General features: G+C 60.5%; 29 protein-coding genes, 2 tRNA genes and 1 riboswitch. Of the genes, 23 read left to right on the plus strand and 8 right to left on the minus strand.

Annotated features, from left to right (window positions below):
• Positions 1–315, plus strand: a 315-nt coding sequence (locus Q0072_RS11470) for an Ohr family peroxiredoxin (RefSeq protein ID WP_298330012.1), incomplete at its 5' end; no start/stop codon positions are given.
• Between the two features lie 58 nt (positions 316–373).
• Here the strand turns inward: Q0072_RS11470 and mgrA are convergent.
• Positions 374–1,438 (minus strand): L-glyceraldehyde 3-phosphate reductase, encoded by a 1,065-nt coding sequence (gene mgrA / locus Q0072_RS11475; RefSeq protein WP_298330015.1) that lies wholly within the window; start codon positions 1,436–1,438, stop codon positions 374–376.
• Between the two features lie 70 nt (positions 1,439–1,508).
• Here mgrA and Q0072_RS11480 point away from each other — a divergent pair, with 70 nt between their 5' ends.
• Positions 1,509–2,174 carry a GNAT family protein gene (locus tag Q0072_RS11480; protein WP_298330018.1) on the plus strand — a complete coding sequence of 222 codons (666 nt, stop codon included), beginning with the start codon at positions 1,509–1,511 and terminating at the stop codon, positions 2,172–2,174.
• Here Q0072_RS11480 and metB read toward each other — a convergent pair.
• Both metB and Q0072_RS11490 read right to left on the minus strand, forming a co-directional pair.
• Positions 2,171–3,334 (minus strand): cystathionine gamma-synthase, encoded by a 1,164-nt coding sequence (gene metB, locus Q0072_RS11485; protein WP_298330021.1) that lies wholly within the window; start codon positions 3,332–3,334, stop codon positions 2,171–2,173. The genes Q0072_RS11480 and metB overlap by 4 nt on opposite strands.
• Positions 3,335–3,370: 36 nt before the next feature.
• Positions 3,371–4,369, minus strand: coding sequence for a homoserine O-succinyltransferase (locus Q0072_RS11490; RefSeq protein WP_298330024.1), 999 nt, complete (start codon positions 4,367–4,369; stop codon positions 3,371–3,373).
• An 86-nt stretch (positions 4,370–4,455) separates the two neighbouring features.
• Positions 4,456–4,561: riboswitch (SAM riboswitch) on the minus strand.
• A 118-nt stretch (positions 4,562–4,679) separates the two neighbouring features.
• Between Q0072_RS11490 and Q0072_RS11495 the strand changes: the two genes are divergently transcribed.
• Positions 4,680–5,210, plus strand: coding sequence for a chalcone isomerase family protein (locus Q0072_RS11495; RefSeq protein ID WP_298330026.1), 531 nt, complete (start codon positions 4,680–4,682; stop codon positions 5,208–5,210).
• Entirely contained in the window at positions 5,207–5,956 is a 750-nt protein-coding gene (locus Q0072_RS11500; RefSeq protein WP_298330028.1) for an SDR family NAD(P)-dependent oxidoreductase, read from the plus strand. Before Q0072_RS11495 ends, Q0072_RS11500 begins: the two co-directional genes overlap by 4 nt.
• 207 nt (positions 5,957–6,163) lie before the next feature.
• On the opposite strand, the gene Q0072_RS11505 is transcribed toward Q0072_RS11500, so the two are convergent.
• Positions 6,164–7,084 (minus strand): DMT family transporter, encoded by a 921-nt coding sequence (locus tag Q0072_RS11505; protein WP_298330030.1) that lies wholly within the window; start codon positions 7,082–7,084, stop codon positions 6,164–6,166.
• 138 nt (positions 7,085–7,222) lie between these two features.
• Here Q0072_RS11505 and Q0072_RS11510 point away from each other — a divergent pair, with 138 nt between their 5' ends.
• The 4 genes from Q0072_RS11510 to Q0072_RS11525 all read left to right on the plus strand — a co-directional run bounded on the left by Q0072_RS11510 (position 7,223) and on the right by Q0072_RS11525 (position 10,855).
• On the plus strand, positions 7,223–8,902 hold the full coding sequence (locus Q0072_RS11510; RefSeq protein WP_298330032.1) for a homoserine dehydrogenase: 1,680 nt from the start codon (positions 7,223–7,225) through the stop codon (positions 8,900–8,902).
• A 43-nt stretch (positions 8,903–8,945) separates the two neighbouring features.
• A complete protein-coding gene (locus Q0072_RS11515) occupies positions 8,946–9,302 on the plus strand; it encodes an MmcQ/YjbR family DNA-binding protein (protein WP_298330034.1) in 357 nt (118 codons plus the stop codon).
• Complete coding sequence (gene rlmJ / locus Q0072_RS11520) at positions 9,299–10,153, plus strand: 23S rRNA (adenine(2030)-N(6))-methyltransferase RlmJ (protein WP_298330037.1); 855 nt, start codon at positions 9,299–9,301, stop codon at positions 10,151–10,153. Before Q0072_RS11515 ends, rlmJ begins: the two co-directional genes overlap by 4 nt.
• A gap of 120 nt (positions 10,154–10,273) precedes the next feature.
• Positions 10,274–10,855: a hypothetical protein gene (locus Q0072_RS11525; RefSeq protein WP_298330040.1), complete on the plus strand. Its 582-nt coding sequence runs from the start codon at positions 10,274–10,276 to the stop codon at positions 10,853–10,855.
• On the opposite strand, the gene Q0072_RS11530 is transcribed toward Q0072_RS11525, so the two are convergent.
• Entirely contained in the window at positions 10,856–11,776 is a 921-nt protein-coding gene (locus Q0072_RS11530) for an endonuclease/exonuclease/phosphatase family protein (protein WP_298330043.1), read from the minus strand. It lies immediately after the preceding gene.
• A 3-nt stretch (positions 11,777–11,779) separates the two neighbouring features.
• Complete coding sequence (locus Q0072_RS11535; protein ID WP_298330046.1) at positions 11,780–12,097, minus strand: heavy metal-binding domain-containing protein; 318 nt, start codon at positions 12,095–12,097, stop codon at positions 11,780–11,782.
• An 85-nt stretch (positions 12,098–12,182) separates the two neighbouring features.
• Here Q0072_RS11535 and Q0072_RS11540 point away from each other — a divergent pair, with 85 nt between their 5' ends.
• Together Q0072_RS11540 and Q0072_RS11545 are read left to right on the plus strand one after the other, a co-directional pair.
• Positions 12,183–12,683 (plus strand): DUF4112 domain-containing protein, encoded by a 501-nt coding sequence (locus tag Q0072_RS11540; RefSeq protein WP_298330048.1) that lies wholly within the window; start codon positions 12,183–12,185, stop codon positions 12,681–12,683.
• Between the two features lie 64 nt (positions 12,684–12,747).
• Positions 12,748–14,049, plus strand: a complete 1,302-nt coding sequence (locus tag Q0072_RS11545; RefSeq protein ID WP_298330050.1) for a DUF2793 domain-containing protein — start codon at positions 12,748–12,750, stop codon at positions 14,047–14,049.
• A gap of 1 nt (position 14,050) precedes the next feature.
• On the opposite strand, the gene Q0072_RS11550 is transcribed toward Q0072_RS11545, so the two are convergent.
• Together Q0072_RS11550 and Q0072_RS11555 are read right to left on the minus strand one after the other, a co-directional pair.
• Complete coding sequence (locus Q0072_RS11550) at positions 14,051–15,133, minus strand: hypothetical protein (RefSeq protein WP_298330053.1); 1,083 nt, start codon at positions 15,131–15,133, stop codon at positions 14,051–14,053.
• 54 nt (positions 15,134–15,187) lie between these two features.
• Positions 15,188–15,262 (minus strand) — tRNA-Thr (locus Q0072_RS11555).
• 117 nt (positions 15,263–15,379) lie between these two features.
• On the opposite strand from Q0072_RS11555, the gene Q0072_RS11560 reads away from it, so the two are divergent.
• The 13 genes from Q0072_RS11560 (at position 15,380) to Q0072_RS11620 (ending at position 23,277) form a co-directional block, all read left to right on the plus strand.
• A complete protein-coding gene (locus tag Q0072_RS11560; protein ID WP_298330056.1) occupies positions 15,380–15,523 on the plus strand; it encodes a hypothetical protein in 144 nt (47 codons plus the stop codon).
• Between the two features lie 120 nt (positions 15,524–15,643).
• Positions 15,644–16,945, plus strand: coding sequence for a UDP-N-acetylglucosamine 1-carboxyvinyltransferase (gene murA, locus Q0072_RS11565; protein WP_298330059.1), 1,302 nt, complete (start codon positions 15,644–15,646; stop codon positions 16,943–16,945).
• A gap of 6 nt (positions 16,946–16,951) precedes the next feature.
• Positions 16,952–17,404: a DUF2948 family protein gene (locus Q0072_RS11570; protein ID WP_298330061.1), complete on the plus strand. Its 453-nt coding sequence runs from the start codon at positions 16,952–16,954 to the stop codon at positions 17,402–17,404.
• Between the two features lie 2 nt (positions 17,405–17,406).
• On the plus strand, positions 17,407–17,862 hold the full coding sequence (locus Q0072_RS11575; protein WP_298330064.1) for a UPF0262 family protein: 456 nt from the start codon (positions 17,407–17,409) through the stop codon (positions 17,860–17,862).
• A gap of 283 nt (positions 17,863–18,145) precedes the next feature.
• The gene (locus Q0072_RS11580; protein WP_298330067.1) at positions 18,146–18,673 is read left to right on the plus strand and encodes a porin family protein; all 528 of its coding nucleotides are present in this window, start codon (positions 18,146–18,148) and stop codon (positions 18,671–18,673) included.
• 243 nt (positions 18,674–18,916) lie between these two features.
• Positions 18,917–19,138: a translation initiation factor IF-1 gene (gene infA, locus Q0072_RS11585; protein ID WP_041658556.1), complete on the plus strand. Its 222-nt coding sequence runs from the start codon at positions 18,917–18,919 to the stop codon at positions 19,136–19,138.
• A 32-nt stretch (positions 19,139–19,170) separates the two neighbouring features.
• Complete coding sequence (locus Q0072_RS11590) at positions 19,171–19,743, plus strand: Maf family nucleotide pyrophosphatase (protein ID WP_298330076.1); 573 nt, start codon at positions 19,171–19,173, stop codon at positions 19,741–19,743.
• Positions 19,740–20,750: a ribonuclease E/G gene (locus Q0072_RS11595; protein WP_298330079.1), complete on the plus strand. Its 1,011-nt coding sequence runs from the start codon at positions 19,740–19,742 to the stop codon at positions 20,748–20,750. Before Q0072_RS11590 ends, Q0072_RS11595 begins: the two co-directional genes overlap by 4 nt.
• Before the next feature lie 18 nt (positions 20,751–20,768).
• On the plus strand, positions 20,769–21,017 hold the full coding sequence (yacG, locus tag Q0072_RS11600; RefSeq protein ID WP_298330148.1) for a DNA gyrase inhibitor YacG: 249 nt from the start codon (positions 20,769–20,771) through the stop codon (positions 21,015–21,017).
• A 109-nt stretch (positions 21,018–21,126) separates the two neighbouring features.
• Positions 21,127–21,202 (plus strand) — tRNA-Phe (locus tag Q0072_RS11605).
• 164 nt (positions 21,203–21,366) lie between these two features.
• Complete coding sequence (locus tag Q0072_RS11610; RefSeq protein ID WP_298330151.1) at positions 21,367–22,581, plus strand: integrase arm-type DNA-binding domain-containing protein; 1,215 nt, start codon at positions 21,367–21,369, stop codon at positions 22,579–22,581.
• A gap of 70 nt (positions 22,582–22,651) precedes the next feature.
• On the plus strand, positions 22,652–22,999 hold the full coding sequence (locus Q0072_RS11615) for a type II toxin-antitoxin system RelE/ParE family toxin (RefSeq protein ID WP_298330153.1): 348 nt from the start codon (positions 22,652–22,654) through the stop codon (positions 22,997–22,999).
• Positions 22,996–23,277 carry an XRE family transcriptional regulator gene (locus Q0072_RS11620; RefSeq protein ID WP_298330156.1) on the plus strand — a complete coding sequence of 94 codons (282 nt, stop codon included), beginning with the start codon at positions 22,996–22,998 and terminating at the stop codon, positions 23,275–23,277. Before Q0072_RS11615 ends, Q0072_RS11620 begins: the two co-directional genes overlap by 4 nt.
• The last annotated feature ends 515 nt before the right edge of the window (positions 23,278–23,792 follow it).

A 23,792-nucleotide genomic window follows, 5' to 3' on the forward strand; every position in this document is an offset into this window, starting at 1 on the left:
AACCCGGAGCAACTGTTTGCCTCTGGCTACGCCGCCTGCTTTATCGGTGCCCTGAAATTTGTCGGCGGTCAAAAGAAGGTCGCCGTTCCCGCCGACGCCTCGATCGACGCCTCGGTCGGTATCGGCCAGATTCCCAACGGTTTCGGCCTCGAAGTCACGCTGAAGGTCAACTTACCCGGCGTGCCCGACGAGGCGGCCCGCGACCTGATCGAAGCCGCACACGTGGTCTGCCCCTATTCGAACGCGACGCGTGGCAATATCAACGTCACCCTGGTCCACAAGGCGGCGTTGGGCGAAGTGATCGTCGCGCAGTAGGTTTTGCGTATAACCCATTGAAAATAAGAGCGCCGGAGACTCCTCCGGCGCTTTTTTTTCAGGCTTTGAAGTGCGGGTTGTCGATCAGGTCCTGACCCGTGGATTTTGGCGGGGCGGTGAAAATGCCGGACAGGGCCTCGCGGGTTAACTGATCCAGTTGCGCCAGTTCGTCATTACTAAAGGCAAGATTGTCCAGCGCGCCGAGGCTGTCGGTCAATTGCTCAACCGTGCGCGCTCCGATCAGGGTCGAGGTGACGCGTGCGTCCTGCAACGTCCAGGCCAGAGCCATGCGCGCCAGAGATTGCCCGCGTGCCTTTGCCCGTTCATTGAGCTTATGGATCAGGGCCAGCTTGGCGTCGGTCAGTCCGGCGCGCACCCAGTCAAGGCGGGCGGCGCGTGAGTCTTCGGGCAGACCGCTCAGATATTTATCGCTCAGAAAACCCTGCGCCAGAGGTGAAAACACGATGGTGCCGACGCCGTTACGCGCATTGGTCTCCAGCAGCGCCGGTTCGATCCAGCGATCCAGCAGGCTGTAGTTCGGCTGGCTGATCAGCAGCGGCACCCCCAGCGATGTGAGAATATCGGCCGCCTTCTGCGTCAGGTCCGGGCCATAGTTGGAAATGCCGACATAGAGTGCCTTGCCCTGCTGGACCAGCGTCGCCAGCGCGCCCATGGTTTCTTCCAGCGGCGTGTGCGGGTCCGGGCGGTGCGAATAGAAGATATCGACATAGTCGAGCCCCATGCGCTTCAGGCTCTGGTCGCATGAGGCGATCAGGTGCTTGCGCGTGCCGGTCATCGAGCCGTAGGGGCCGTCCCACATCTGCCAGCCAGCCTTGGACGAAATGATCAGCTCATCACGATAAGGCTTGAAATCTTCGGCGAAAATGCGCCCGAAGTTCACCTCGGACGAGCCCGGCGGCGGGCCGTAATTATTGGCCAGATCGAAATGAGTCACGCCCCGGTCAAAGGCCGCGCGCAGTAGAGCGCGCTGCGTATCAAGACGGTCGATATCGCCGAAATTATGCCAGAGCCCCAGCGAAATGGCAGGTAGCTTCAGACCCGACGCGCCACAACGGCGGTAGGGCATGGTGTCATAGCGCGTGGTGGCGGCAGAATAGGTCATGAACGGCTCCCGGTTTTCGTTGTCGATATGGCTAAAATGATTTAGGCGGCAAGGGAAGTAGGGATAAGCCATGAGTCTTGAAAACTGGACGCCGCGTCCGCGACCGGCGGCGAAGACCTTTGTGGGCCGTTATGGCCGTCTGGAGCCGCTCGACTGGGCGCGCCATCGGGCGGGGCTCTATGCCGTCGCCGGAGGTGAGGCCAATGGCGATTTGTGGCGCTATATGCCGCTTGGTCCCTATATCGGCGAAGTGGCCTTTGAGCGCCACTTCGAAGCCAAACGCGCACAGGAAGGCTGGGAAACGCAGATCATCCTCAATCCGCACGGCACGATCATGGGCATGGCCTCTTTCATGCGTATCCGCGAGGCGCAGGGCAGCGCTGAAATTGGGGCGGTGCTGTTTGGGCGCGCCTTGCAACGCACAGCCTTGGCCACCGAAGCGGTGTTTCTGATGGCGCGCTATGTGTTCGATGAACTGGGCTATCGCCGTTTTGAATGGAAGTGCAATGCGGCCAATCGGGCGTCTATGCGCGCGGCGGAACGGTTCGGTTTTACCTATGAAGGCACCTTCCGTAACGACATGGTGACGAAGGGAGAAAACCGCGATACCGCTTGGTTTTCAATCATTGACTCGGAATGGCCGCGTATCCGTTCGGCTTATGAAGCTTGGCTCGACCCGGCCAATTTCGATGGCACGGGCCGCCAGATTTTCCGCCTCAAAACCAAACAGGCTTAGGCTACCCGCAAGGCCCGGTCGAGCGCGGCGATAAGGTCCGTCGGGTCTTCGAGGCCAATCGACAGGCGCAGCAGGCCCTCGGTAATCCCCGCCGTGGCCTGCGCGTCCGGCGACATGGCCGCGTGGGTCATCGACCCCGGATGCACGATCAGGCTTTCGACGCCGCCCAGACTTTCGGCCAGACTGAACAGTTCGATCACATCAAACACACGCTTGACGGCCTCAAGCCCACCGGTCAGTTCAAAGCTCATCATGGCGCCGAAGCCTTTTTGCTGACGCTTGGCCAGTGCGTGCTGTGGGTGTGAGGGCAGGCCGGGGTAGAAGACGCGCGATACGGCGGGGTGGGCGTCGAGGAATTCGGCAATCGCCTGTGCCGACTCCTGCTGCTGCTTGACCCGCACCAGAAGCGTGCGCACGCCGCGCAGGGTCATGTAGGAGTCAAACGCGCCCGGCGTCGAACCGAGACAGTTGGCCCACCAGCGATAGGTGGTGACGTCTTCCGCCGTGGTGCAGACCAGCGCACCGCCGATGACGTCCGAATGGCCGTTGATGTATTTGGTCGTCGAATGGATGACGAAATCCGCCCCGAAGGCGATGGGGTTTTGCAGGGCCGGGGACAGGAAGGTGTTGTCCACGGCGACCTTGGCCCCCGCGGCGTGGCCCAGCACGGTCAGCTTTTCAAGGTCGATAAGGCGCATCAGCGGGTTGGACGGCGTTTCCAGCAGCAGCAGACCCGCCGGTTGCGACAGGGCGACTTCGATAGCGGCATCGTCGCCCTGATCGACATAGACGACCTCAATCAACCCTTGACGATGGCGGGCATTGAGCAGGCGCTGCGTGCCGCCATAGCAATCATGAGGGACGATCACGCGCTTGTTGGGCAGGTCCTGCCACAGAAGGTCCAGCGCCGCGAGGCCGGATGCGGTCATCACGGCACCCGCACCGCCTTCCAGTTCGGCAATCACGTCGGCGATGATGTCGCGCGTCGGATTGCCGGAGCGGGCATAGTCATAGCCGCGCTTTTGCCCGAAACCCGCGAAGGAATAGTTGGACGACAGGTAGATCGGCGGCATGACCGCGCCATGCGCGCGGTCGCTGTCGATGCCGATATTGATGACCTTGGTACCGGGTTTGGCGTCTTTGAGATAATCTTTTGACATTTTCGTTCCTGCCGGCGCTCCTTTTGGGGAAGCCGACTAGTCCTTAAGTGATGTGCGAACTATATCACACACCAAACTGATTTCTTTCAGGAAAGCGTCGTGTCCATAAAGTGAAGGAAAGTCGATAAAGACGCTGTCCGTCAGCGTCTCATGCAGGGTCTGCATATCGGAATAGGGGACCAACCGGTCGGTCGGCACGGCGGCCAGGAACACCTTAGCCTTGATCTTTGCCGGATCGACGCGGTGACGATCGAGCGAGTCCGACATCGAGATCCAGCGATTGGCGTTCGACGCATAGGCGTCGCCGCGCGCCCGCAAATAGCCGCAGACCGTGTAGTTTTCACCCGCCCAGTCCGGGGCCGGGCCATCAAAGCGTTCGGAAAACTCGGCTTCGGAACGGTAGGTGGTCATGGCCAGTTGCCGCGCCAGTGAAATGCCTTCCTGCTCACGGCCCGTGTCTAGCCCGAACTTTAGCAGACGGCGTTGCAGGCCGCGCATAGCCGTGGCCATCGGGTGGGCCCGGTGCGCGGCCGAGATGCAGCAGACGCGGTCGATATAGTCGGGATAAAGTTCGGCAAAGGCCAGCCCGATCATCGCCCCGTAAGATGCCCCGATAAAGGCAAAAACATGAGCGACCTCAAGATGATCGAGGATCAGCTTCACCAGCCGCGCCTGATCGTGCGTGGTGATGGTATAGACCTGAGAAGCGGGCAGGCGCGGGGCAAATTCGATGGACAGAACGCGAAAAACGTTGAGATCGAGCGCTTCATCGGGGCCCGCTACGCCCTCCCACCAGCCGGGGGCGGTGTCTGTCGAATCCTCCTTGGCGAACAGGATGCGTCCAGCGGAAATGCCGCCGGCGGCCACCACCACGCGGCCGTCGGCGGGGCCATAGAGGCGCGCCACGACGTCGGTCTGCTCCAGCCTTTGTCCGCTTTGCAGCCGGAAATCGTCTGGAATATCAACGCGGATGTCGGTCCCGATAAGATCAGGAACGGTCAGATCGGGCTGGGTATGCGGTTTGATAAAGCTCATAGCGGTAAAAGCTCGGTGGTCCGGTGCAAAACAGTGGCTCAACGGACCAGTCGGGAGAAGACACGGCCACACCGCCGCTGTCGCTTCTCTCATCTGTCGGAAGCGCACTTCCGCAGGAGTTGGCACCATTCCGAAGGTTCGGCGGTTGCCCCAGCGTCGTCGGGCCTGTCCCTCGGCTGGTCTCGATGAGTTATGTGCGCTTATGCGCCGAAGCCGGCTTTGTCGTCAAGAGGGGGATAGAGATGACGCGTATCGCATAAGACGCGCATAAACGGGTCATCCGGTTACCCTCTTCGTGCGTAGTGACGTTATGACCCAAATCAAACGTCGCGCCGTTCTGGCCTCTCTTGGTGTTCTGCCCCTCTCGATCACTGCCCTTGCCGTGTATGCAGAGGCTCCGGCGGGCGTGCCCGACGGCAAGCTGGTCGGGAAGGGCCGCTACAGCGTGCTGGGCCTGTCGATTTTTGACGCCAGCCTCTATGCCCCCAATGGCCGCTACGATCCGCAAAAGCCGTTCGCCCTGCGGCTGGACTATCTCAGAAACATCACCGCCCGACATATTGTCGATCATTCGGTGGCCGAAATCCGTAAGCAGGGCTTTTCGGACAAGGCCAGGCTGGAAGAGTGGCGACGCCAGATGAGCGCGATTTTCCCCGATATTCGTTCGGGGGCCTACATCACCGGCGTGCGCACGGCCGATGGATACGCTCAGTTTATCCACAATGGCCGTTCCATCGGCACCATCCGCGATACGCAATTTATGCGCCTGTTCTTTGACATCTGGCTCGGCAGCCGGACCTCATCGAAAGCGCTGCGCGCCAAACTGCTAGGGGACGCATGAGCCAGCCAAAAAAAATCAAGCGCACCTGGATTATCGGGGCCTCCAGCGGCATAGGCGAAGCGCTGGCCGAACGGCTGGCGGCGCGCGGTGAAGAGATCATTCTCTCGGCGCGCAATGCCGAGGCGCTGGATACGATCTGCAAGCGGTTGAAGGGCCGGGGGCATCGCGTCCTGCCGCTGGATGTATCGGACGGCCCGGCGGTGGCGCGCTCGGCCATCTGGCTTAAAGACACGGTGGGGCCGCTGGATCGTGTGCTGTTTTTTGCCGGAGCCTACACGCCGATGAAGCTGGGGCAGATCGACCTCGGTGATATGGGACGGATCGTCGATACCAATCTGAAAGGGGCCTTCTACGTCGTGGAGGCGGCCTTGACGGTCATGGCCGAAAAGGGTCAGATCGCCCTCTGTGCCTCTGTGGCGGGTTATCGGGGCCTGCCCAATGGTCAACCCTATGCGGCGACCAAGGCGGGGGTGATTTCGCTGGCCACGTCTCTGCGCGCCGAACACGGCGACCGGCTGGATATCAAAGTCATCAATCCGGGTTTTGTCAAAACGCGCCTGACGGATAAGAACGGCTTTGAGATGCCAATGATGATCACGCCGGAAAAGGCCGCCCGCGCCATTGCCCGCGAACTGGACAGTAAACGCTTCGAAATCCACTTCCCCAAGGGCTTTACGCGGATGGTGAAGCTTCTGGCCCTGCTGCCGGACGGGCTTTATTTCAAGGCGGTGAAAAAGATGGTATAATGCCTTCCGGGAAGGCATGAATACTATGGCCACACGGCGTATTTTAGCGGGCAGCTTGTTATTGGCTCTATTGTGGCCAAGGTCGCTTCTGGCTGAAAACCGCTATCGTCCTAAAACGCCCTGAAAATATATTATTGGCCCCAGAGGTGGGTGCTATTACATCAACAAAAATGGCAACAAGACCTATGTTGACCGCTCGCTTTGCCGTTAAACTGTGTTGTTCGGTCTGGGACGGCCCCATTCGGCCAGTACGATACCGGCAATGACCAGAGCCAGCGCCCAGAAGTGAAACCCGTGCAGCGGCTCGCGCAGGATCAGCACCGACAGGATCACCCCGAACAGCGGGATGGTGTTGATGAACAGACCGGCCCGGTTGGGTCCGATCATTTCGACACCCCACACATAGCAGACCTGCGCCACAAGCGATGGCAGCAGGCCCGTATAGAGCACGATCAGCCAACCGGTGGTATCGGGCCAGACAATGCCGGTGTCGCGTGACATCCACAGCAGGTAGGGCAGGGCGGCCATAATGGCCCCAAGCGTCGGAATGGCCATCAGGCTTTGCCAACGGATCGCCGGCTTATAGCGCAGGGCGATCGTATAGGCCCCGTAATTGATGACGGCCAGCAGCATCAGGGCGTCGCCGATATTGAGGTCCAGCCGCACAATGTTACGCAGGTCCCCATGCGTCGCCGTCAGCATGACACCGATGGCGGTGACGCCAAAGCCCGCCACCTGCGCCCAGGACGCTTTGATGCGATAGAGGGCGTAGTTCAGCCCCATAATCACCAGAGGAATACCGGCGTCTTCGATCACGACATTGATGGCGCTGGTGTGCTCCAGCGCCGTGTAGAGCAGGATATTGAATGAAGCAAAACCGAAGAAGCCATAGGCCAGAAGCAGCGGCAGGTGCTGACGGATCACGGGCCAGTCGCGGCGCAAGGGCTTCACGGAGACGGCAAAGATCACCAGCGCCGCCAATATCCAGCGCGAGGCCGACAGCATGGCCGGGCTGATGTGCCCCACAGCCAGCTTCCCCGACACCATATTGCCCGCCCACAGGATCGAGGCGATCAGCAAACAGGCATAGGCCTTCAGGCTCAAGGATGATTTTAGATACTGTTGCAACGACTTCTCTCCGTCGTCGCGCGCTTAGCACGAAAAACAGAGTGCGCCTTATCTTTTTTCTTTGAATTCGTTGAAAAGACTTATAACGCCATGCTTACCCGCCTGCCGTAAGGGCGATAGGAATAAGGATCTGAAAATATGTCTACCCTTGTCGTGAAATTCGGTGGTTCTGTTCTGACCTCCGAAGCGGCCCTGCACCGTGCCGTGTCTGAGGTCTATCGCTATGTGCGTGACGCGCACAAGGTGATCGCCGTCATTTCGGCCTTCAAGGGTGAGACAGACCAGCTGATGCGTCTGGCCGTTGGCTATACGCAGGCCTCAGCCTCATCGGCGACGCCGCACCTGCTGGCGACCGGCGAAATGAAGGCCGCGACCTTGTTTGCCATGGCCTGCGAGCGGTCGGGGATCGTGACGCGCTTTCGTTCGGTGGCCGAAATCGGGCTGACTGCCGAAGGGGACCATTTCAATGCCCAGCCGGTCAGCCTGAAGACTGAGGTGCTGCTCAACGACCTGAAAGCCTGTGATCTGGTGGTGGTGCCGGGCTATGTGGCGGAAAATGCCGACGGTGAGCCCGTGCTTCTGGGGCGGGGCGGCTCGGACCTGACCGCGGTCTTTATCGGCAAGTCCCTGCGCGATGCCGGGGTCGAGGCGCGCGTGCGCCTGAACAAAGACGTCGATGCCGTCTATGATATCGACCCCAACACCTATCCGGATACGGCGAAGCCCTATGCCGCCCTGTCGTGGGAAGAGGCTGAAAAGATTGCCTTCCCCGTCGTGCAGGCCAAGGCCATGAAATACGCGCACGAACACGGGCTTGAGGTCGAGGTCGCGGGCATGGCGCGCGGCTATGAAACTGTGCTGGGGGCCAAAACGGCGGAGCGCAAGACGCCGGGCTTTGCGCGCAAGATCCGTGTGGCGGTGATGGGGGCAGGCGGCGTTGGGTCGATGTTCCTGCAACGCTGCCTTGAATGGTCGGACCTGATCGAGGTCGATCGCGTGCTGGTGCGTGATCCGTCTAAGCGCCGCGACCATCCGCTGGCCGGTAAGTTTACCTCGGATGCGCGCAATTTTGCCCGCGCCGATGTGGATGTGTTCGTCGATATTGGCACCGGTGTGTCGCCTTCGGCAGACCTGCTGGAGCAGTTTCTCAAACTGGGCGTTGGCGTGACATCTGCCAACAAGCAGGCGGTGGCCGCCGTTCAGGGCAAGCTGAAGGACGCGGCGAAGGCGTCGGGCGCGGCGCTCACCTATTCGGCTTCGGTCGGTGGCGGGGCCCCGGTCATTGAAGCCCTGCTGCGTGCCGTCAAGTCGCACAAGATCAAGAGCATCGCCGGGGTGGTCAACGGCACTTCCAACTTCGTCATTGATCAGGTCGAGGCGGGTAAGACCTTCGATGCCGCCATGGATGAGGCGCGCCGTCTGGGCTTTGCCGAACCCGACTCCACGGCCGATCTCGATGGCACGGATGTGGGCGCCAAGCTGCGCCTGCTGCGCGAAATCGCCTTCCCCGGCGTGACACCCGTGCACGTTGAGGTGGGGGCCATCACGGCGGAATCGCTGGTCATCCCCAAGGGCAAGGGCCTGCGCTACGTGGCGCGCGCCATTATGACGCCGAAGGGCCTTGAGGTGTCGATGAAGCTGGAGGAACTTCCGGCCGATCACTATCTGGTGGGCGCCAAGGGCGAGCAGAATCGCGCCATTATCGAGCTGGAAAACGGGGACTTCTGGTACGTGACGGGCAAGGGGGCCGGTGCCTGGCCGACGTCGGAATCGCTGCTGGCCGACACGCTGGAGATCGCCCGCGCTTTGAAGGGGTGACAACGCACCTCCGCTGAAGTCAGGTGAGAAAAGGCAAAACATTTTGACCCTAGACGACCTTAATGCCTTCTGCCGGTCGCTCACAGCTGCCACCCATGTGGTGCAGTGGGGCGAACACGATGTGTGGAAGGTGGGGGGCAAGGTCTTCGTCATTGCGGGCACGCAAACCGACGGGCATCTGTCGTTCAGCGTCAAGGTTTCTCCCATGACGTTCGAAATCTTACGCGATCATCCCGATTGCCGCCCCGCCCCCTATCTGGCTTCGCGCGGCATGAGCTGGATACAGTATTATACGGGGGATCAGATGTCCGACGACGAGCTGCGTGGCCTGATGGCCGACTCGCATCGTCTGGTCGCTGACGGCCTGTCGAAAAAGAAACAGAAGGAATTAGGGCTTTGAACTACCGCCACGGCTTCCACGCCGGGAACTTCGCCGACCTGTTCAAGCACGCGGTCCTGCTGAACTTTCTGCGCGCCCTGCGTGAAAGCGCGCAACCGCTTCAGGTGGTGGACAGTCATGCCGGGGCCGGTCAGTACGACCTGTCCGATCCGACCTTTTCGCGCTCCAAAGAGGCCGAGGCCGGGATCGGTTATCTGCTGGGGCGTGATGTGCCGCCAAGCCTCATTCCCCTGTCGGACTATGTGTGGGCCAAGAACCGCGCGGCGGGATTCAAAACGCGCATCGGCCTCTATCCCGGCTCGCCGCTGCTGGTGCTCGACCATCTGACGGCGGACGGCCGCTATATGGGCTGCGAGCTGCGCAAGGACGATTACGAGCGGCTGAGGGAGACGGTGACGCCGCGCGGCAAGGCGCGCCATACGGATGGGTATGAGGCGGCGGTCGAAATGGCTGAGCCGGACAAGGACTTTTTTCTGCTGATTGATCCGCCGTTTGAGCAGTTTGAGGATTATGAGCGCATCAATCTGTGCCTGCGCGATGTGCTGAAAAAACAGCCCGCTGCCAGGGCCCTGGTGTGGTTGCCGCTGAAAGACCTTGAGACGTTCGACCGTTTCCTGCGCCATATGGAATGCGAGCTTCTGGAAGACCAGACAGGGCAGGGCGGGCCGGATATTGCCGTGGCCGAACTGCGCCTGCGGCCGTTGACCAATCCGTTGAAGATGAACGGCTGCGCGCTGGTGACGGTCAATGCGCCCGCCTCGGTGGTCGAGGCCATGCGGGACATTGCCGAGGATCTGGCTCAGGTTTTTGCCGAACCGGGCGGCAAGGCCTCGGTGTGGACACTCGATTAATCGCCGATCACGCGAATTTGCCCATTTAGGGCGATCGGTCGCATAGGCGGCTGTGGATTTCTGTGTTACTTTTGTGCGCTGCAATATTTTTCGAGCGCACGAGGCCACGAGATGTTGACCATGACGCAATCTGATCTGCCCCCGTTTTCACTGCCCACCTCAGAAGAGATGAAGAGCGCGACGGAGCGCCTGACCCATTTCTGGATCGGGGCCTGCTCGCCCATGTGGGTGCCGTTTTTTGCCGCGACCAGCTTTGGCGTCTCGGCGTGGATGCTGTCGGGAGCGACGGCGCGCCGCGCGGGCAGCGACCTCTACAAGGACCTGCCCAAGGGCTTTGTCGATATGATGAGCCTGCGTCAGACCTGGTACAAGGCCAGCGAAGACGCCGCCCATGTGCTGGAAGAGGTCAATGAGGCGGTGCGTGAGGCCGCCGTTGCGCCTGTGATGGCGGCTATCGAGGTCGAGGACGCGGTGGTCGATGCCTTTACGGAACTGTCCGAGGCGACTGCGAGCGAGGCCGCGCTGGTCGCAGAATCTTCGCCCGAACTGGCTGCCGAGGCCGTTGAAACTGAAATCGCGTCTGCGACGTCCGAAGCGGAAGCCGCTGATGATGTATTGCCGGAACCGGTCGTTGAGCCCGCCTTTGAGCCGGTGCCGGTCGTCAAATCCGCGCCGAAGCGCCGTCCGGTGCCGCGTAAATAGTTATTTTGCTGGATAAATATCCACCCGGATCGGGCGGTGGTCGGAGCCGTAATAGGGGCCGGCCTTGCGATTGCGCAGGCTGAGCGCCTGACCGGCAAAGGCATTGTCGATGCCGATACGCAAGGGCGCAGGCAGGACGGCGGGCCATGTGCCGACCGGAGCCGGTGCCGCGAACAGGCCCAGATCACGACTGAAATCCCGAAGACCGGAGGCCGAGGGGGTGGTGTTGAAATCCCCAACCAGCACCATGCGCTCCGGCTGTTCATCGCGCAGATCCGCGCTGAGCCGTTTCAGTTGGCGGGGTTGATCGTCCGATGCGCTGAACGGCCACGGGCGCGTCAGATGTGCCACGGCCAGATGAAACGCCCCCGCAGGCGCGGCGACCTCTACGGTCAGCAGGCTATAGCCAATGGGGCGCGCGCGTGGCCGCGTCAGGGGGTAGCGCGAAAAGACGAAGGTGTCATAGCGGCGGGCCATGTGCGGATAGGTCTGGCGCAGTTTCGCTGCCAGTGTCGCTTCGGCCAGAGGCCCGGCTTCGACGATGGCCACGACATCGGGGTTTTCCGTCCTGACCCAATCGAGGAGTCGCTCCGGCGTCTCGTTCTTGGCGTACAGGTTGGCGAAGATCAGCCGCACCGGAGCCGCCAAGGTATCCGTTTGCGGGTGGGGCGGACTGATCTGCGGCCAGAAACTCACCCCCAAAAGACCGGCTGCCATCAGGCTGATAAGGGCCGAGGCACGCTGACGTAACTGAATGAGCACAAAGGCCGCCGCTAAGGCCACACTGAGCAGGGGTGCGGTAAAAATGTCGATCAGATAGCCGCGCGCCCCCTGCGGGTCGAGCAGGCACACCGCGCCCATGCCCAGCAGAGCGAGGCTGAGCATGAAGGCCAAAAACGAAAACAGCCTGAGAATCAGCAAGGTTTAGCGCAGGACGACAGCGGTCCCGGAGCAGGTGACCATCAGCATGGTGCCCTGAGAGACGGTTTCGTAGTCGAGATCAACACCGACAATGGCATTGGCCCCGCGTTGCGCGGCTTCTTCCTGCATTTCCTTAAAGGCGGCTTCGCGGGCGGCGCGCAGCACTTTTTCGTATGAGCCTGAACGGCCGCCGATAATGTCACGGATACCGGCAAACAGGTCGCGGAATATATTGGCCCCCAGAATGGCCTCACCGGTAACGACGCCGATATAGGTGTCGATGCTGCGGCCTTCGACGCTGGGTGTAGTGGTGACGATCATGATTAATTCCCCTATCGCATGTGATTGACGCATAACCCCGCTACAGGCAATGTCTAGCCATAACGGGCGAAGGGGAGCAAATGACATGTTTGTCAGGTCGGCCTATGACGTGCAGAAGGTCTACGACTCAGTCGGCACTATCAAGCGCCTGTCGGATCGCATTATCGGTATCGGCCCGTTCAACCTGATCGGGCTTGACGGCCTGCTGGCGTGGCTGCCGTTTCCGATCTTCGGTGCGGTCTATTCCTTTGGGGCCTCCGCCTACATCCTGCTGAGTGGGTTTCGCGCCCGCATCAGTCCGGTCGCCTGGGTGCAGGCGGCCGTCGTTCTGGCGCTCGATCTGGGGATCAGCGGACTGGAGGAGGTGGCGCAACTTATCCTCCCGTTTTTCCCGGTGGGGGCGGTGGCCGATACCCTGTATCAGGGGCACCTCTACGCCTCGCACATCGTGCAAAAGGACATCGAAAAAACCCTTTATATTGAAGAGAGTGGCCGCGAAGCCCACGCGTCGGGCCGCCATAAAGAGCATCTGGCGACGATGAAGGCGACCAAGGGCAAAAAGCGCCTCGTCTATCTTTTGCCCTGACATCTATCCCCGCCGCTAAATTCGAGCGGACACTGACAGGCACCATTCTCGATGAGGCCCGAACGTGTCCCTGCAAAATACCCCCGCCCTTGGCCTGCCCCTGCTGCAAGCGGGTCAGGCGCAAAAACATATCACCCTCAATGAAAGCCTGTGGCGACTTGATGCCCTCGCTCAGGCCCGCGTCAAAAGCCGCGCGGTCAGTGCGCAGCCCGCCACACCGCAGGAAGGTGATGCCTATATCCTGCCCGATGGTGCGTCCGGCGTGGCCTGGGATGACTTCGATGCCGGTGATTTTGTCGTCTATCAGGGGGGTTACTGGGATCTCCTCAGCCTGCCCGAAGGCGCGCTGGTGCACGTAGCCGATGAGGGCGGCTTCGTGGTGCGCGGAATGAGCGGCTGGGTGCAACTTCAGACCACCTTTGATGCCCTGCAAAACCTTCAGCGACTGGGGGTCGGGGCCACGGCAGATGCCACCAACCGTTTGTCGGTCAGCAGCCCGCAGGTCCTGTTCAACCACGCCGGGGGCGGCAGCCTGCTCTATAACAACAAGGCCGCAGCAACGGATGAGGCAGGAATTGTTTTTCAGACCGGTTTTTCGTCGCGCGCCCTGCTGGGGACCCTGGGCTCGGACGATCTGACGCTTAAGGTCTCGCCGGACGGGTCCGTGTTTCACACCGTGCTGAGCGTGGACCGCGATACGGGGCATACCACCTTTCACACCCACACCCGTCTGAGGTCGTTTGCCATCGGCACGGCCTGGGGCGGGGTTTATGAACCGGGATGCTTCTATTCTGATCCCAATTGGGGTTTTCTGATGCGGGCGGCCGAACCCAACCCGGTGGCGGATGATTTTGTCCTTATCGACGGATACGGCAATCACCTGCTGCGTTGCGGCAATGGCCGCGCGGCGGTTGATAATGCCCTGAAACCGGGTTTTGATAATAACAAATCGCTGGGTACGGCCAGTTTGCGCTGGTCGCAACTGTTTGTCGCCTCCGGTACGATCAGCACTTCGGATGCCCGGCTGAAAGCTGAGGTCCTCTCTGCGCCCGCCATTCTTGAGGCCGAGGCCCGCGCTGCGTCGCGCATCCGCGGCGCGTTACGCAAGTATCAGTGGCTTTCGGCCATTGCGGCCAAGGGGGAGTCGGGGGCGCGCTGGCATTACGGCGTCTTTGCGCAGGATGCGCGCGACATTCTCAGTGAGGAAGGGCTTGAGGCCGCGCGCTATGGCTTCTTCTGCGAGGACGAGCGGCACGACGAGATTTTCGATCCGGACACCGGGGCGCGCCTTGAAGTCATCCCGACCGGGACGCAACTGGGCGTGCGTTATGACGAACTGATCCTATTTCTACTCAAATATACGTAATTTATTGACGGCTGTTCAGATGATGCGCCCAATTGAAGAACTCACCCGCTGTTTGCGCCAGTTCCCGCTCAGCCAGTAAGGCCACGGCTTTACTGGCCATGCGTTTACGGTGCTGGTTGACGGTGCGTGCGCGCTTCATGCGTTCGAATATCTGCGCGAACACCTTTTCCAGGCAGAAGGCCGGATCGACCTCACGACGCGCAGCCTGACGTGCGGCCTTGGCATAGCCATTCACCAATTCTTCAGCGATTTCAGCCGCCTCAAGCCGGCGTTCGCAGCACAGGCCGCTGAAATTACGGGCCTTTACCGTGGCAAAATTGTCGTCGAGCAGCCAGCCGGGGCCACCGAAGTGGTCGTAGACATAAACCGGTCGTCGGGCGCGCAGGGCGTAGGGAATGGTCTTGCCAATACTTACAACCGCATCCGCCGAAATAATGTCCTCTGGCGTCACCCGTTGATGGCGGCGATCCCCTGCAACGCCCAGATGGATAACCTCAATGCCCGCCGCCTGAAGCAGGGACTGAGCGACCACAAGCTCTGACGGCGCATGGTTTGAGACGATGAGCAACCGGCGCAGCTGTTCGGCCGGAACAGGCTCCTCATCTTCAAAACCAGCAGGGGCCGGGTTGCGATAGATGGATACGTCTTTCGCGGGCAAGCCGCGCTTAACCACGCGCTCTACCCCCAACTCTGAAGGTACGATAAACATTTGCCCCAGCAGTGGCTCGGCCACTACGCCGGGCTGAGCGTAGGACCAGGTCTTGTCCAGATGGGCAAAGACGAAAAAGCTCGATCTGACCTCTTTTTCGGACGGGGAATAGTCGAGCACAGCTTCAAGGCGGTTCTGCAACCACACCAGATCGTACTCGAACGGCCTGGCCTGATCCGGGCGTTCTATAATACGAAGGCCCGACGTCAAGGCATGGCTCAGCATGGGTTCGCCAAAGTACCAGGCGGTCAGATAGACTTCCCAGCCTTGCGATATAAGGTATTCGGCGGCTTCCAGAATGACAAGTTCAGAGCCCGCGACCATTTGAAACGCCGCATTTCCGAACAGCGCGCGTTTGACAGGTTTTGTCGGCATCTAAGCTATTCCCAGACATGGCGAAGGCCCGGTCGTTTCCGAACCGGGCCTTCATGGTGCCGTATGGCAGGATTGAACTGCCGACCTCAGCCTTACCAAGGATGCGCTCTACCACTGAGCTAATACGGCTGAACCGGTGTGAACACCGGCTGAGGACGGGGCTAATACCCAAACCGGCGCGAAACGCAAAGCGAAAAGTGCATTTTTCGCTCGCTTTTTGTGGATGGAACGCTAAATCACCGCCTTATGAGCGACTCTCCGAATAAAAACCCCAGGGACGAGAAGGCCGAGCGCCTCAATGCCGCCCTGCGCGCCAATCTCCAGCGGCGCAAGGCCGCCGCACGCCGTCCCGATCCCGCACCGATCCGTGAGGACGACGCGAAAAACTAGCTGTTGCACCTGCGGCCCGGTGATGTAGAACGCGAAATCCATTTCATTTCCAAAGCCCTGAATCGGGGCGGCCCTGTGGGCAGAAATGAAAGTTCAGAACATTCGGATCAGGCGTACTCAATGGATCGTATTGCGTTGGAAGGCGGCGTGCCGCTCAAGGGGGATATTCCCGTCAGCGGAGCCAAAAATTCCGCGATCAAGCTCATGGCAGCATCGCTGCTGACCTCTGAGCCGGTGCGCCTGACCAATATGCCGCGTCTGGCCGATACGCGCCTGCTGGGTCGCCTGCTGCAACGCTTTGGCACGCAGATTACCGAAACCAACGGACCGGACGGGCATCAGGAAACCCTGCTGCACACGCCGGAAATCACCTCGGCCTTTGCGCCCTATGATCTGGTGCGTCAGATGCGCGCCTCGTTCAACGTGCTGGGGCCGCTTCTGGCGCGTACCGGCCATGCCAAGGTGTCGCTGCCCGGCGGCTGCACCATCGGCGCGCGTCCGGTCGATCTGCACCTTAAGGCGCTGGAAGCGCTGGGGGCCCATATCGACATGCACGAAGGCTATGTCTTCGCTCAGGCCCCGCGCGGCCTTAAGGGGGCAGAGATCGAATTCCCCTTCGTTTCGGTCGGTGCGACCGAGCACGCCCTGATGGCGGCGGCTCTGGCGCACGGGACGACCGTGTTCAAAAACGCGGCCTGTGAGCCGGAAATCGTCGATCTGGCCGAATGTCTGAACGCCATGGGCGCGAAGATCAGCGGAGCCGGGACGCCGACCATGGTGGTCGAAGGCGTCACTTCGTTGAAGGGCACGGACTGGGCGGTGATCTGCGACCGCATCGAAGCCGGCACCTACGCCCTGGCCGGGGCCGCCATGCCGGGCAGCGAAGTGCGCCTGACGAAGGTGCGCCCGGAACTGATTGGTATTCTGCTCGACAAGATGCGTGAGGCGGGCTGTGAGATTGAAACAACCGCCGACACGGTCACTATCCGTCGCGGTCAGGGTCGTCTCAAAGCCGTCGATATCACCACCGAAGTCTATCCGGGCTTTGCCACCGACCTTCAGGCGCAGTTCATGGCCCTGATGACGCTGGCCGAAGGCGAATCCACGGTGCGCGAAACCATCTTTGAAAACCGCTTCATGCACGTGCCGGAACTGGGGCGTCTGGGGGCCAATATCTCGGTCCAGCACGGCGGCGAAGCCAAGGTGACGGGCGTGGAGGAACTGCGCGGGGCGCAGGTCATGGCCACCGATCTGCGTGCTTCGGCCTGTCTGATCATTGCCGGTCTGGCGGCGCGCGGTGAGACGGTCGTCAACCGCGTCTATCACCTCGATCGCGGCTTTGAGAACCTTGAGGGCAAGCTGTCGGCCTGCGGGGCCAATATCCGCCGTATCAAGGGCAATGACCCGATTGAGGAAGAGTAGAGCCTGATGTTCGGGTGGTTTCAGAAAAAGCCGAAACCGCTCCGTCTTCTCGCGCAAAGCGAAGAGGACGTGGTGCCGCTGAGTGCGCTGTTGCAGGATGCGGCCCTGCGCGGAGAAGACGTGCGTTATGACGCCCGCGCCCGTGCCCTGACCCTGCGCTTCAATCGCTTTTGCCATGAGCACAAGAGCCGCACGCCTCTGCGCGCCGCCTGCGCCTTGCAGATAGGCTCGATCACCGGCCTTCAGTCGCGTGGTTTCGATGTGCATCGCCCGCCACAGGGCATGACCATCCTGCATCTGGCCGCCGAGTCGCTCGAAGCCCCGGCCTGCCATCTTTATCTGCGCTTCGCGGGCAAGGCCGCCGCCGAACTGAAGATCGAGGTCGAGGCCGTCGATCTTCTGCTTATGGACCTCGCCGCGCCCCACCGCGCCCGTTCGACCCCCAGCCACCCGGTGTAATCATGAAACTGGCCCGCATCGACATCGACTCCGACAGCCTGGCTTCGCCGTCGCCGGAGGTGGAGCATGAGCGTCAGGTCGCCATGTTCGACCTGATCGAAAAAAACAGCTTCAAACCCGAAGGCGGTTCGGCGGAAAAATACACGCTGCGGCTGGCCTATGAGGACGGGCGGCTCGTGTTTGACGTGACCGGCGAGGGCTACGCCAAAAAATTCATGCTGTCTTTCACGCCGCTCAAGCCGATCATGAAGGACTATGCCATGATCTGCGAAAGCTATTACGAAGCGCTGAAAAACGCCACGGTGGGGCAGATCGAGTCGATCGACATGGGGCGTCGCGGTATCCACAATGATGGGGCGGACCTGCTGACCGAGCGTCTGGCCGGCAAGATCGAGATTGATCACGAAACCGCGCGACGTCTGTTCACCCTGATCCACGCCCTGCATCTGCGGGGCTAAACAAAATCTAAATCAGGGTGTGGCGGAAAAGCCGCGAAACACCTAATTCGTCGGAAATGAATGATCGTTCATTTTGAGTTCATCAAGATGGCGGTTTTGCCGCAATCTCCTATTAAATTTATGTTTTTCTTGTAAAAAGGTCCAGAAATGGCCTTTGAGGCGGCCCATTGCGGCCCCTTTGCGGAGCGATTGTCTTGTGGTCGCCGGGGCATCAGCTCCGGTCGGCAACAAAGAGTGCGGTTCATGAAAATCGCACGGCACACGAAGACAATAGGAGTTCACTATGAAGACCATGCTCATGGCTACTGCCGCTCTGGCTGCCGCTGCTTTCGGCGCGTCCACGGCTTCCGCGCAGTCCCTGTCGCAGCCCGAAGTGTATGGCTCGATCGGTGCGACCGCCACGAATAACAACAAGTCCGATTCCAGCCTCAACTCGATGAATGCGCGCCTCGGCACCAAGCTGACCCCGCACTTCGGCGTTGAAGGCGAACTGGCCGCCGGCACCAATGGTGACACGACCAATACGGGCCGTTACAAGCTGACCAACAAGAAGGCCGCCTACGCCGTGGGCTTCCTGCCGGTGTCGGAACGCGTTGAACTGATCGGTCGTGTGGGTGTTTCGGACACCAAGCTGAAGAATTACAACAACTCGCCGATCGCCGAAGACGGCACGGCGCTGGATGTCGGTGTCGGGGCGCAGATGAAGCTCAATGACGCCTATGCCATCCGCGGCGACTATACCCGTTCGGCCTTCAAGGATGACCGCGGCAATGCCGACAACCTGTCGGTCAGTGTGGTGCGTAAGTTTTAATCTTTAACTTGCGCTCAGAGGCTTCGCCTCTTGGCGGCGCGCAGCCTGCGCTCCCACTTGGTCGCTAGTCGCTTCGCTCCGGGAGTGCATACGGAATTGGCGGAGTTCCGAAAGGGGCTCCGCCTTTTCACGCGCGCTTTCCCTCTTTCCTCTGAACCCGTTTGGGTATAAAGGGAGCGCCACTGATTTTCATGGGCGACATCGCATGACGATTCGCCCTTTTCCCTTTCCATGTGGGGCCGAATGGCAAAAGAAGAACTGTTGGAGTTTGCGGGTACCGTTGTCGAGCTTCTGCCGAACGCGACATTCCGCGTGACGCTCGAAGACTCGGGTCATGAAATCATCGCGCACACCGCGGGCAAGATGCGCAAGAACCGCATCCGCGTGCTGGCCGGTGACCGTATCATGGTCGAAATGACGCCCTATGACCTGACCAAGGGCCGCATCACTTATCGGTTCAAATAAGTGTTGGCCGCTTTAAGTAAGGGGCGCGCCTGATGCTGCCCCTTATTCTGGCCAGCGCCAGTCCCCGCCGCGTGGACCTGCTGGCCCAGATCGGTCTGAAACCCGATCGTATCCTCCCCTCCGACATTGATGAGACGCCGCTCAAGGCCGAGACTCCGCGCGAGCTGGCCGGGCGTCTGTCGCGCGCCAAAGCCGAAGCCGTGGCGGCGCTGGTTACGGAGCCCGCCTATATTCTGGCCGCCGATACAGTGGTCGGGGTGGGGCGGCGCATCCTGCCCAAGGCGGAAACGGATGCCGAGGTGCGCGCCTGTCTGGAGCTGATGTCCGGCCGCAGCCACCGCGTCTATACCGGCGTCGCGCTGGTCTCGCCCAAGGGCCTGTCAGCGCGGGTGGTCGAAACCCGCCTGCAATTCAAACGCCTGAGCGCCGAAGAGATCGACGCCTATGTGGCTTCCGGCGAAGGACTGGGTAAGGCCGGCGGCTATGGCATCCAGGGCCGCGCCAGCGCCTTTGTTATCCACCTGATCGGGTCCTTTCCGTCGGTGGTGGGGCTGCCGACCTATGAGACCCTGCAACTGCTGCGCGGCGCGGGTTACACGGGTTGAAATTCTATTGCGAACAGCGCTTTGGTCTGGTGCGTGCCTGCGTGGCGCGCGATGGCCAGCCGTTGCTTTATGCCGAAGGCCCGGCGCAGGATACGTCCCTGACCCTGTGGGGGACGCGCTCGGTGGCCCGCCTGACCGCCAAATCAGGGCGCATCGGCTTCCTTAAATTCGCCGATGGTCAAGACGCCATGACCGACCTCAGCGATCCGGATGCGCTGAACGAGGGTGCGGCGGTTGAGGTCGAAATCGCCGCCGAGGCCCGTGCCGACAAATTGCCGCGCGCCCGCCTGCTGGGTGTCAGCGAAGGGGCGCCGCGTCGTCTGTCGGACCCGCTGGGGCTGATTGAGCGCCTGAAACAACAGGCGCGGCATCTGATTGACCCGCAGGCCAGGTTTGAGCCCGCCGAAGACCCCGATGCCCTCGATATTGCCGAGGCGCAGGCGACCCAGCCCAGTTTCGACCTGCCCGGCGGCGGGTATCTGTCCATAGAGCCGACCCGCGCCCTGATCGCTTGCGATATCGACATGGGGCGTGCGGGGGAGGGGATGATCCACACGCCGCGTCAGGCCGCCAAGCGCCTCAATGAGGTGGCGGTGGAAGAGGTGGTGCGTCGTCTGCGCCTGTCCAATCTGGCGGGCTTGGTGGTGGTCGATCTGATCGGCAATAAGCACAATGGTGAGAAGCTGACGGGCCTTGTCCAAGCGGCCTTCGCGGCCGAGGGGCGCGCCATCGCCTGCGGGCCGATCACGCGCTTCGGGACGCTGGAATTCAGCCGGCCGTGGGGCGCGCGGCCGCACACCGAAGACACGCCGCTGAGAGCTGCTCGGCGGCTCCTGTGGCGCGCCGTGGCCGAAGCCCGTTCGGATGCCGGTGGACGCCTCCGGCTGCGCGCGCCGGGCCCGGTGGCCGATCAGGTGCGGCAGTGTCTGAAAGACAGCCTCGACCCCCTAACACCGCGCCTCAGTGTCGAGACGGCGTCGATGACCGAGGTTGTTCCGCTGCGATAGTCGTCCTATATGGGCCGCATGACCGAACATACATGCGCCTATTGTCGCCAGACCTATCTGGTGGCTGATCAGACCCTTCCTAATGCGGCGAAGGACTACTCGCCCTTTTGCTCGAAACGCTGCGCCGATGCCGACCTGATGCACTGGCTGAAGGGCGAATACGTCATCAGCGGCACGGGGGCGCTGGCGGCCGAAGCCCCGGAAGAGGAGGGGGGAGCACCGTCGGCGGACTTATCCTCACCTTTTGACGATAAAGACGTGGTTTAGACCGGTTTTTTGCGAATTTCGGGCTTTGCACGCTTGCCAAGCCCGAATGGCTCGCTTATTAGAGCCACCTCCCGGGGCGGCGCACCAAGGCCGTTCCGAAGCAAAGAGTGCCTGGATAGCTCAGTTGGTAGAGCAGCGGATTGAAAATCCGCGTGTCGCTGGTTCGATTCCGGCTCCAGGCACCATTGCGCCTTCCTGCGGCCTACGCCGCGTTGAAAAAATCCTTTAAAATTGATAGTTTAGGGCCTCAGTGAGGTCCGCAGACGTCCGACCAGATCCGCCCGCATCCGGGCCATTTGGGGGTCTTTTTGGGGGTCTCGCGACGAGCCTCAAAAAGCGAGACCCCCAAATGTCACTTTCAGACGCCACAATCCGTTGTGTTAAAAGCAAAAATCAGGAATTCAAGCTATTCGATGAAGGGGGGCTTTACCTCCTTATCAAGCCCTCCGGATCGAAACTTTGGCGGTTCAAATATCGCATCCACGGCAAGGACCGCGCGCTAGCACTCGGGAGCTATCCCGCAACCAGTCTCAAAGCGGCGCGCAAGGCCCGCGATGAAGCCAAAGAACTCCTGGAAAAAGGAGGTGACCCGAGTACGGAAAAGAAGCGCCAGGCGGTGGTCGCCTCAATCGCCGCGGCCAGCACGTTCAACATTGTTGCCGAGGAGTATGTTCAGAAATTGCGGGATGATGGAATGGCGCCTACAACCGAGAAGAAGACCCTCTGGCTGCTGAAGCAATTCGCTGACAACCTCGGCCCGCGCCCTATCTCGGATATCGAGCCGTTCGAAGTTCTGCATGTGCTGAGGAAAGTGGAGAAGAAGGGAAATTTCGAAACCGCCCACAGGCTGCGTTCATTCGCTGGTCGGGTCTTCAAGTATGCCATATGGACAAGCCGCGCCAAGTCAGACCCGACGGCTATGCTGGCCGGGGCCCTTCGCACACCGAAGGTGACCAATCATGCTGCGATTGTCGAGGCCAAGCCTTTGGGAGGCCTCCTGAGGGCTATTGATGGCTTCGAGGGCTACAAACCCATCGGGTACGCGCTCAAGCTCTCACCCCACGTCTTTGTACGTCCATCAGAATTGCGGCGAGCTGAATGGACGGAGTTCAATCTGGAAGAGGCCTACTGGCGCATCCCCGCTAAGAGGATGAAAATGGGGCGCGAGCACTGGGTACCGCTTTCCCGCCAGTCAGTCTCCCTTTTGCGGGAACTGAACGAGATTACCGGTAATCACGCCTATCTGTTCCCTTCGATACGCACCTGGCAGCGCCCCATGTCCGAGAACGCGGTAAACGTTGCGCTGCGCCGTCTCGGATATGGCTCCGATGAGATGACCGGGCATGGTTTCCGGAGCACGGCCAGCACGTTGCTAAACGAGTCTGGGCGTTGGCAGCCAGATGCGATTGAGGTCGCGCTCGCGCACAAAGACAGAAACAAGGTGCGAGGCACTTACAACCGTGGTCGCTACTGGGATGAGCGCGTGGAAATGGCCCAGTGGTGGTCCGACTATCTTGACGATCTGAAGACGTCGGAATGCGGCAATGTTCGTCGAGTAGCATAAGTCGCTGAACTCTCCCACGCATATGCTCAACTGCGGTTGAAAGTATATAGGTTTTGATATAAGGTGGTCAATGTCAGACGATCAGGCACTCAAGCCTATCGAATTTCGAGGCTCGTCCAAAAAGGATCTGTTGGCCTTTCCAAGGCCGGCGATCGAAGAATGCGGACATCAGCTTTTTTTGGTCCAGAAAGGTGATGAGCCGGACGATTGGAAGGCGATGGCCAGCGTCGGCCATGGCTGCTTCGAAATTCGCGTTCGCGAGGAGGGCGACGCCTTCCGCGTTATCTACGTCGCCAAGTTTGCTGACGCTGTTTACGTTCTGCACTGCTTCCAGAAAAAGACCCGGAAGACGAGCCAGCACGATCTTGAATTAGCTAAGGTTCGCTATCAGGACCTATTGCGGGAGTTGCGGCCATGACCGGTGAACGGTTCGAGACAATTTGGGAAGCGCTCGCACAGAGCCCAGAAGAGGCCAAGATTCTGCGTATGCGTTCGGAGTTGATGAGCGATATCGGCGCTTACATTAAGGGTAAGGCGCTCACGCAGGCCCAAGCCTCAGACTTTCTCGGTATTACGCAACCTCGCGTTTCTGACCTTCTCCGGGGTAAGCTCAGCAAATTCAATCTCGAAACGCTGATCGGACTGTCGGAACGGTGTGGTCAGCGGATTAGCTTGCAGAAGTCGCAAGCGGCATGACGAGCAAAAGAACAGTGCCGCTAGGACGGACGCTAGACCAAATCATGGCTGCCCTTGACCCGGAGCGTAGGCGAAGGATTTTTGCACCGCCGCCTACACCCGTTTGTTGAACATTTCATGGAGGTCCGAGGCGACCCATGCGTAGCCGTCGATTTGGATTATCGCGAAATACAATCCGCAAATACCTTCGATCGGACGAGGTCGAGCCAAGTTTCGATGTCTGGATACCGACCTTCTAAGCGGCTTTCAGTCGCTCGGTTCATTCCACCATGGATTACGCCGAATAGTACTTCGCAATCACCCGGCAGCGGACAGATGGTGGGCACCAAAGCAGGTCCTCACCGGCAACTTAACCTAAGCGGGGCGCCAGCAAGTGTCACCGGCGGCGCGCCGCTCGCAGAGTCATGCGAGGGGGCATTAAACGTCTGCCCATTCACCCCGGACGAGCTGGTCCCAGCAAAAATAGAACGGTCAGTGAGCGAAAATCCTTCGCGCTCATCAGTTCTTACCTCCAG

The sequence above is a fragment of the Asticcacaulis sp. genome (assembly GCF_027484505.1).
Classification (GTDB): domain Bacteria; phylum Pseudomonadota; class Alphaproteobacteria; order Caulobacterales; family Caulobacteraceae; genus Asticcacaulis.

Excerpts from the sequence above, each read along its gene's own strand:
- mgrA (WP_298330015.1), bottom strand. The coding sequence starts at position 1,438 with ATGACCTATTCTGCCGCCACCACGCGCTATGACACCATGCCCTACCGC.
- Q0072_RS11480 (WP_298330018.1), top strand. The coding sequence starts at position 1,509 with ATGAGTCTTGAAAACTGGACGCCGCGTCCGCGACCGGCGGCGAAGACC.
- metB (WP_298330021.1), bottom strand. The coding sequence starts at position 3,334 with ATGTCAAAAGATTATCTCAAAGACGCCAAACCCGGTACCAAGGTCATC.
- Q0072_RS11490 (WP_298330024.1), bottom strand. The coding sequence starts at position 4,369 with ATGAGCTTTATCAAACCGCATACCCAGCCCGATCTGACCGTTCCTGAT.
- Q0072_RS11495 (WP_298330026.1), top strand. The coding sequence starts at position 4,680 with ATGACCCAAATCAAACGTCGCGCCGTTCTGGCCTCTCTTGGTGTTCTG.
- Q0072_RS11500 (WP_298330028.1), top strand. The coding sequence starts at position 5,207 with ATGAGCCAGCCAAAAAAAATCAAGCGCACCTGGATTATCGGGGCCTCC.
- Q0072_RS11510 (WP_298330032.1), top strand. The coding sequence starts at position 7,223 with ATGTCTACCCTTGTCGTGAAATTCGGTGGTTCTGTTCTGACCTCCGAA.
- Q0072_RS11525 (WP_298330040.1), top strand. The coding sequence starts at position 10,274 with ATGACGCAATCTGATCTGCCCCCGTTTTCACTGCCCACCTCAGAAGAG.
- Q0072_RS11535 (WP_298330046.1), bottom strand. The coding sequence starts at position 12,097 with ATGATCGTCACCACTACACCCAGCGTCGAAGGCCGCAGCATCGACACC.
- Q0072_RS11540 (WP_298330048.1), top strand. The coding sequence starts at position 12,183 with ATGTTTGTCAGGTCGGCCTATGACGTGCAGAAGGTCTACGACTCAGTC.
- Q0072_RS11550 (WP_298330053.1), bottom strand. The coding sequence starts at position 15,133 with ATGCCGACAAAACCTGTCAAACGCGCGCTGTTCGGAAATGCGGCGTTT.
- Q0072_RS11560 (WP_298330056.1), top strand. The coding sequence starts at position 15,380 with ATGAGCGACTCTCCGAATAAAAACCCCAGGGACGAGAAGGCCGAGCGC.
- murA (WP_298330059.1), top strand. The coding sequence starts at position 15,644 with ATGGATCGTATTGCGTTGGAAGGCGGCGTGCCGCTCAAGGGGGATATT.
- Q0072_RS11570 (WP_298330061.1), top strand. The coding sequence starts at position 16,952 with ATGTTCGGGTGGTTTCAGAAAAAGCCGAAACCGCTCCGTCTTCTCGCG.
- Q0072_RS11575 (WP_298330064.1), top strand. The coding sequence starts at position 17,407 with ATGAAACTGGCCCGCATCGACATCGACTCCGACAGCCTGGCTTCGCCG.
- Q0072_RS11580 (WP_298330067.1), top strand. The coding sequence starts at position 18,146 with ATGAAGACCATGCTCATGGCTACTGCCGCTCTGGCTGCCGCTGCTTTC.
- infA (WP_041658556.1), top strand. The coding sequence starts at position 18,917 with ATGGCAAAAGAAGAACTGTTGGAGTTTGCGGGTACCGTTGTCGAGCTT.
- Q0072_RS11590 (WP_298330076.1), top strand. The coding sequence starts at position 19,171 with ATGCTGCCCCTTATTCTGGCCAGCGCCAGTCCCCGCCGCGTGGACCTG.
- yacG (WP_298330148.1), top strand. The coding sequence starts at position 20,769 with ATGACCGAACATACATGCGCCTATTGTCGCCAGACCTATCTGGTGGCT.
- Q0072_RS11610 (WP_298330151.1), top strand. The coding sequence starts at position 21,367 with ATGTCACTTTCAGACGCCACAATCCGTTGTGTTAAAAGCAAAAATCAG.
- Q0072_RS11615 (WP_298330153.1), top strand. The coding sequence starts at position 22,652 with ATGTCAGACGATCAGGCACTCAAGCCTATCGAATTTCGAGGCTCGTCC.
- Q0072_RS11620 (WP_298330156.1), top strand. The coding sequence starts at position 22,996 with ATGACCGGTGAACGGTTCGAGACAATTTGGGAAGCGCTCGCACAGAGC.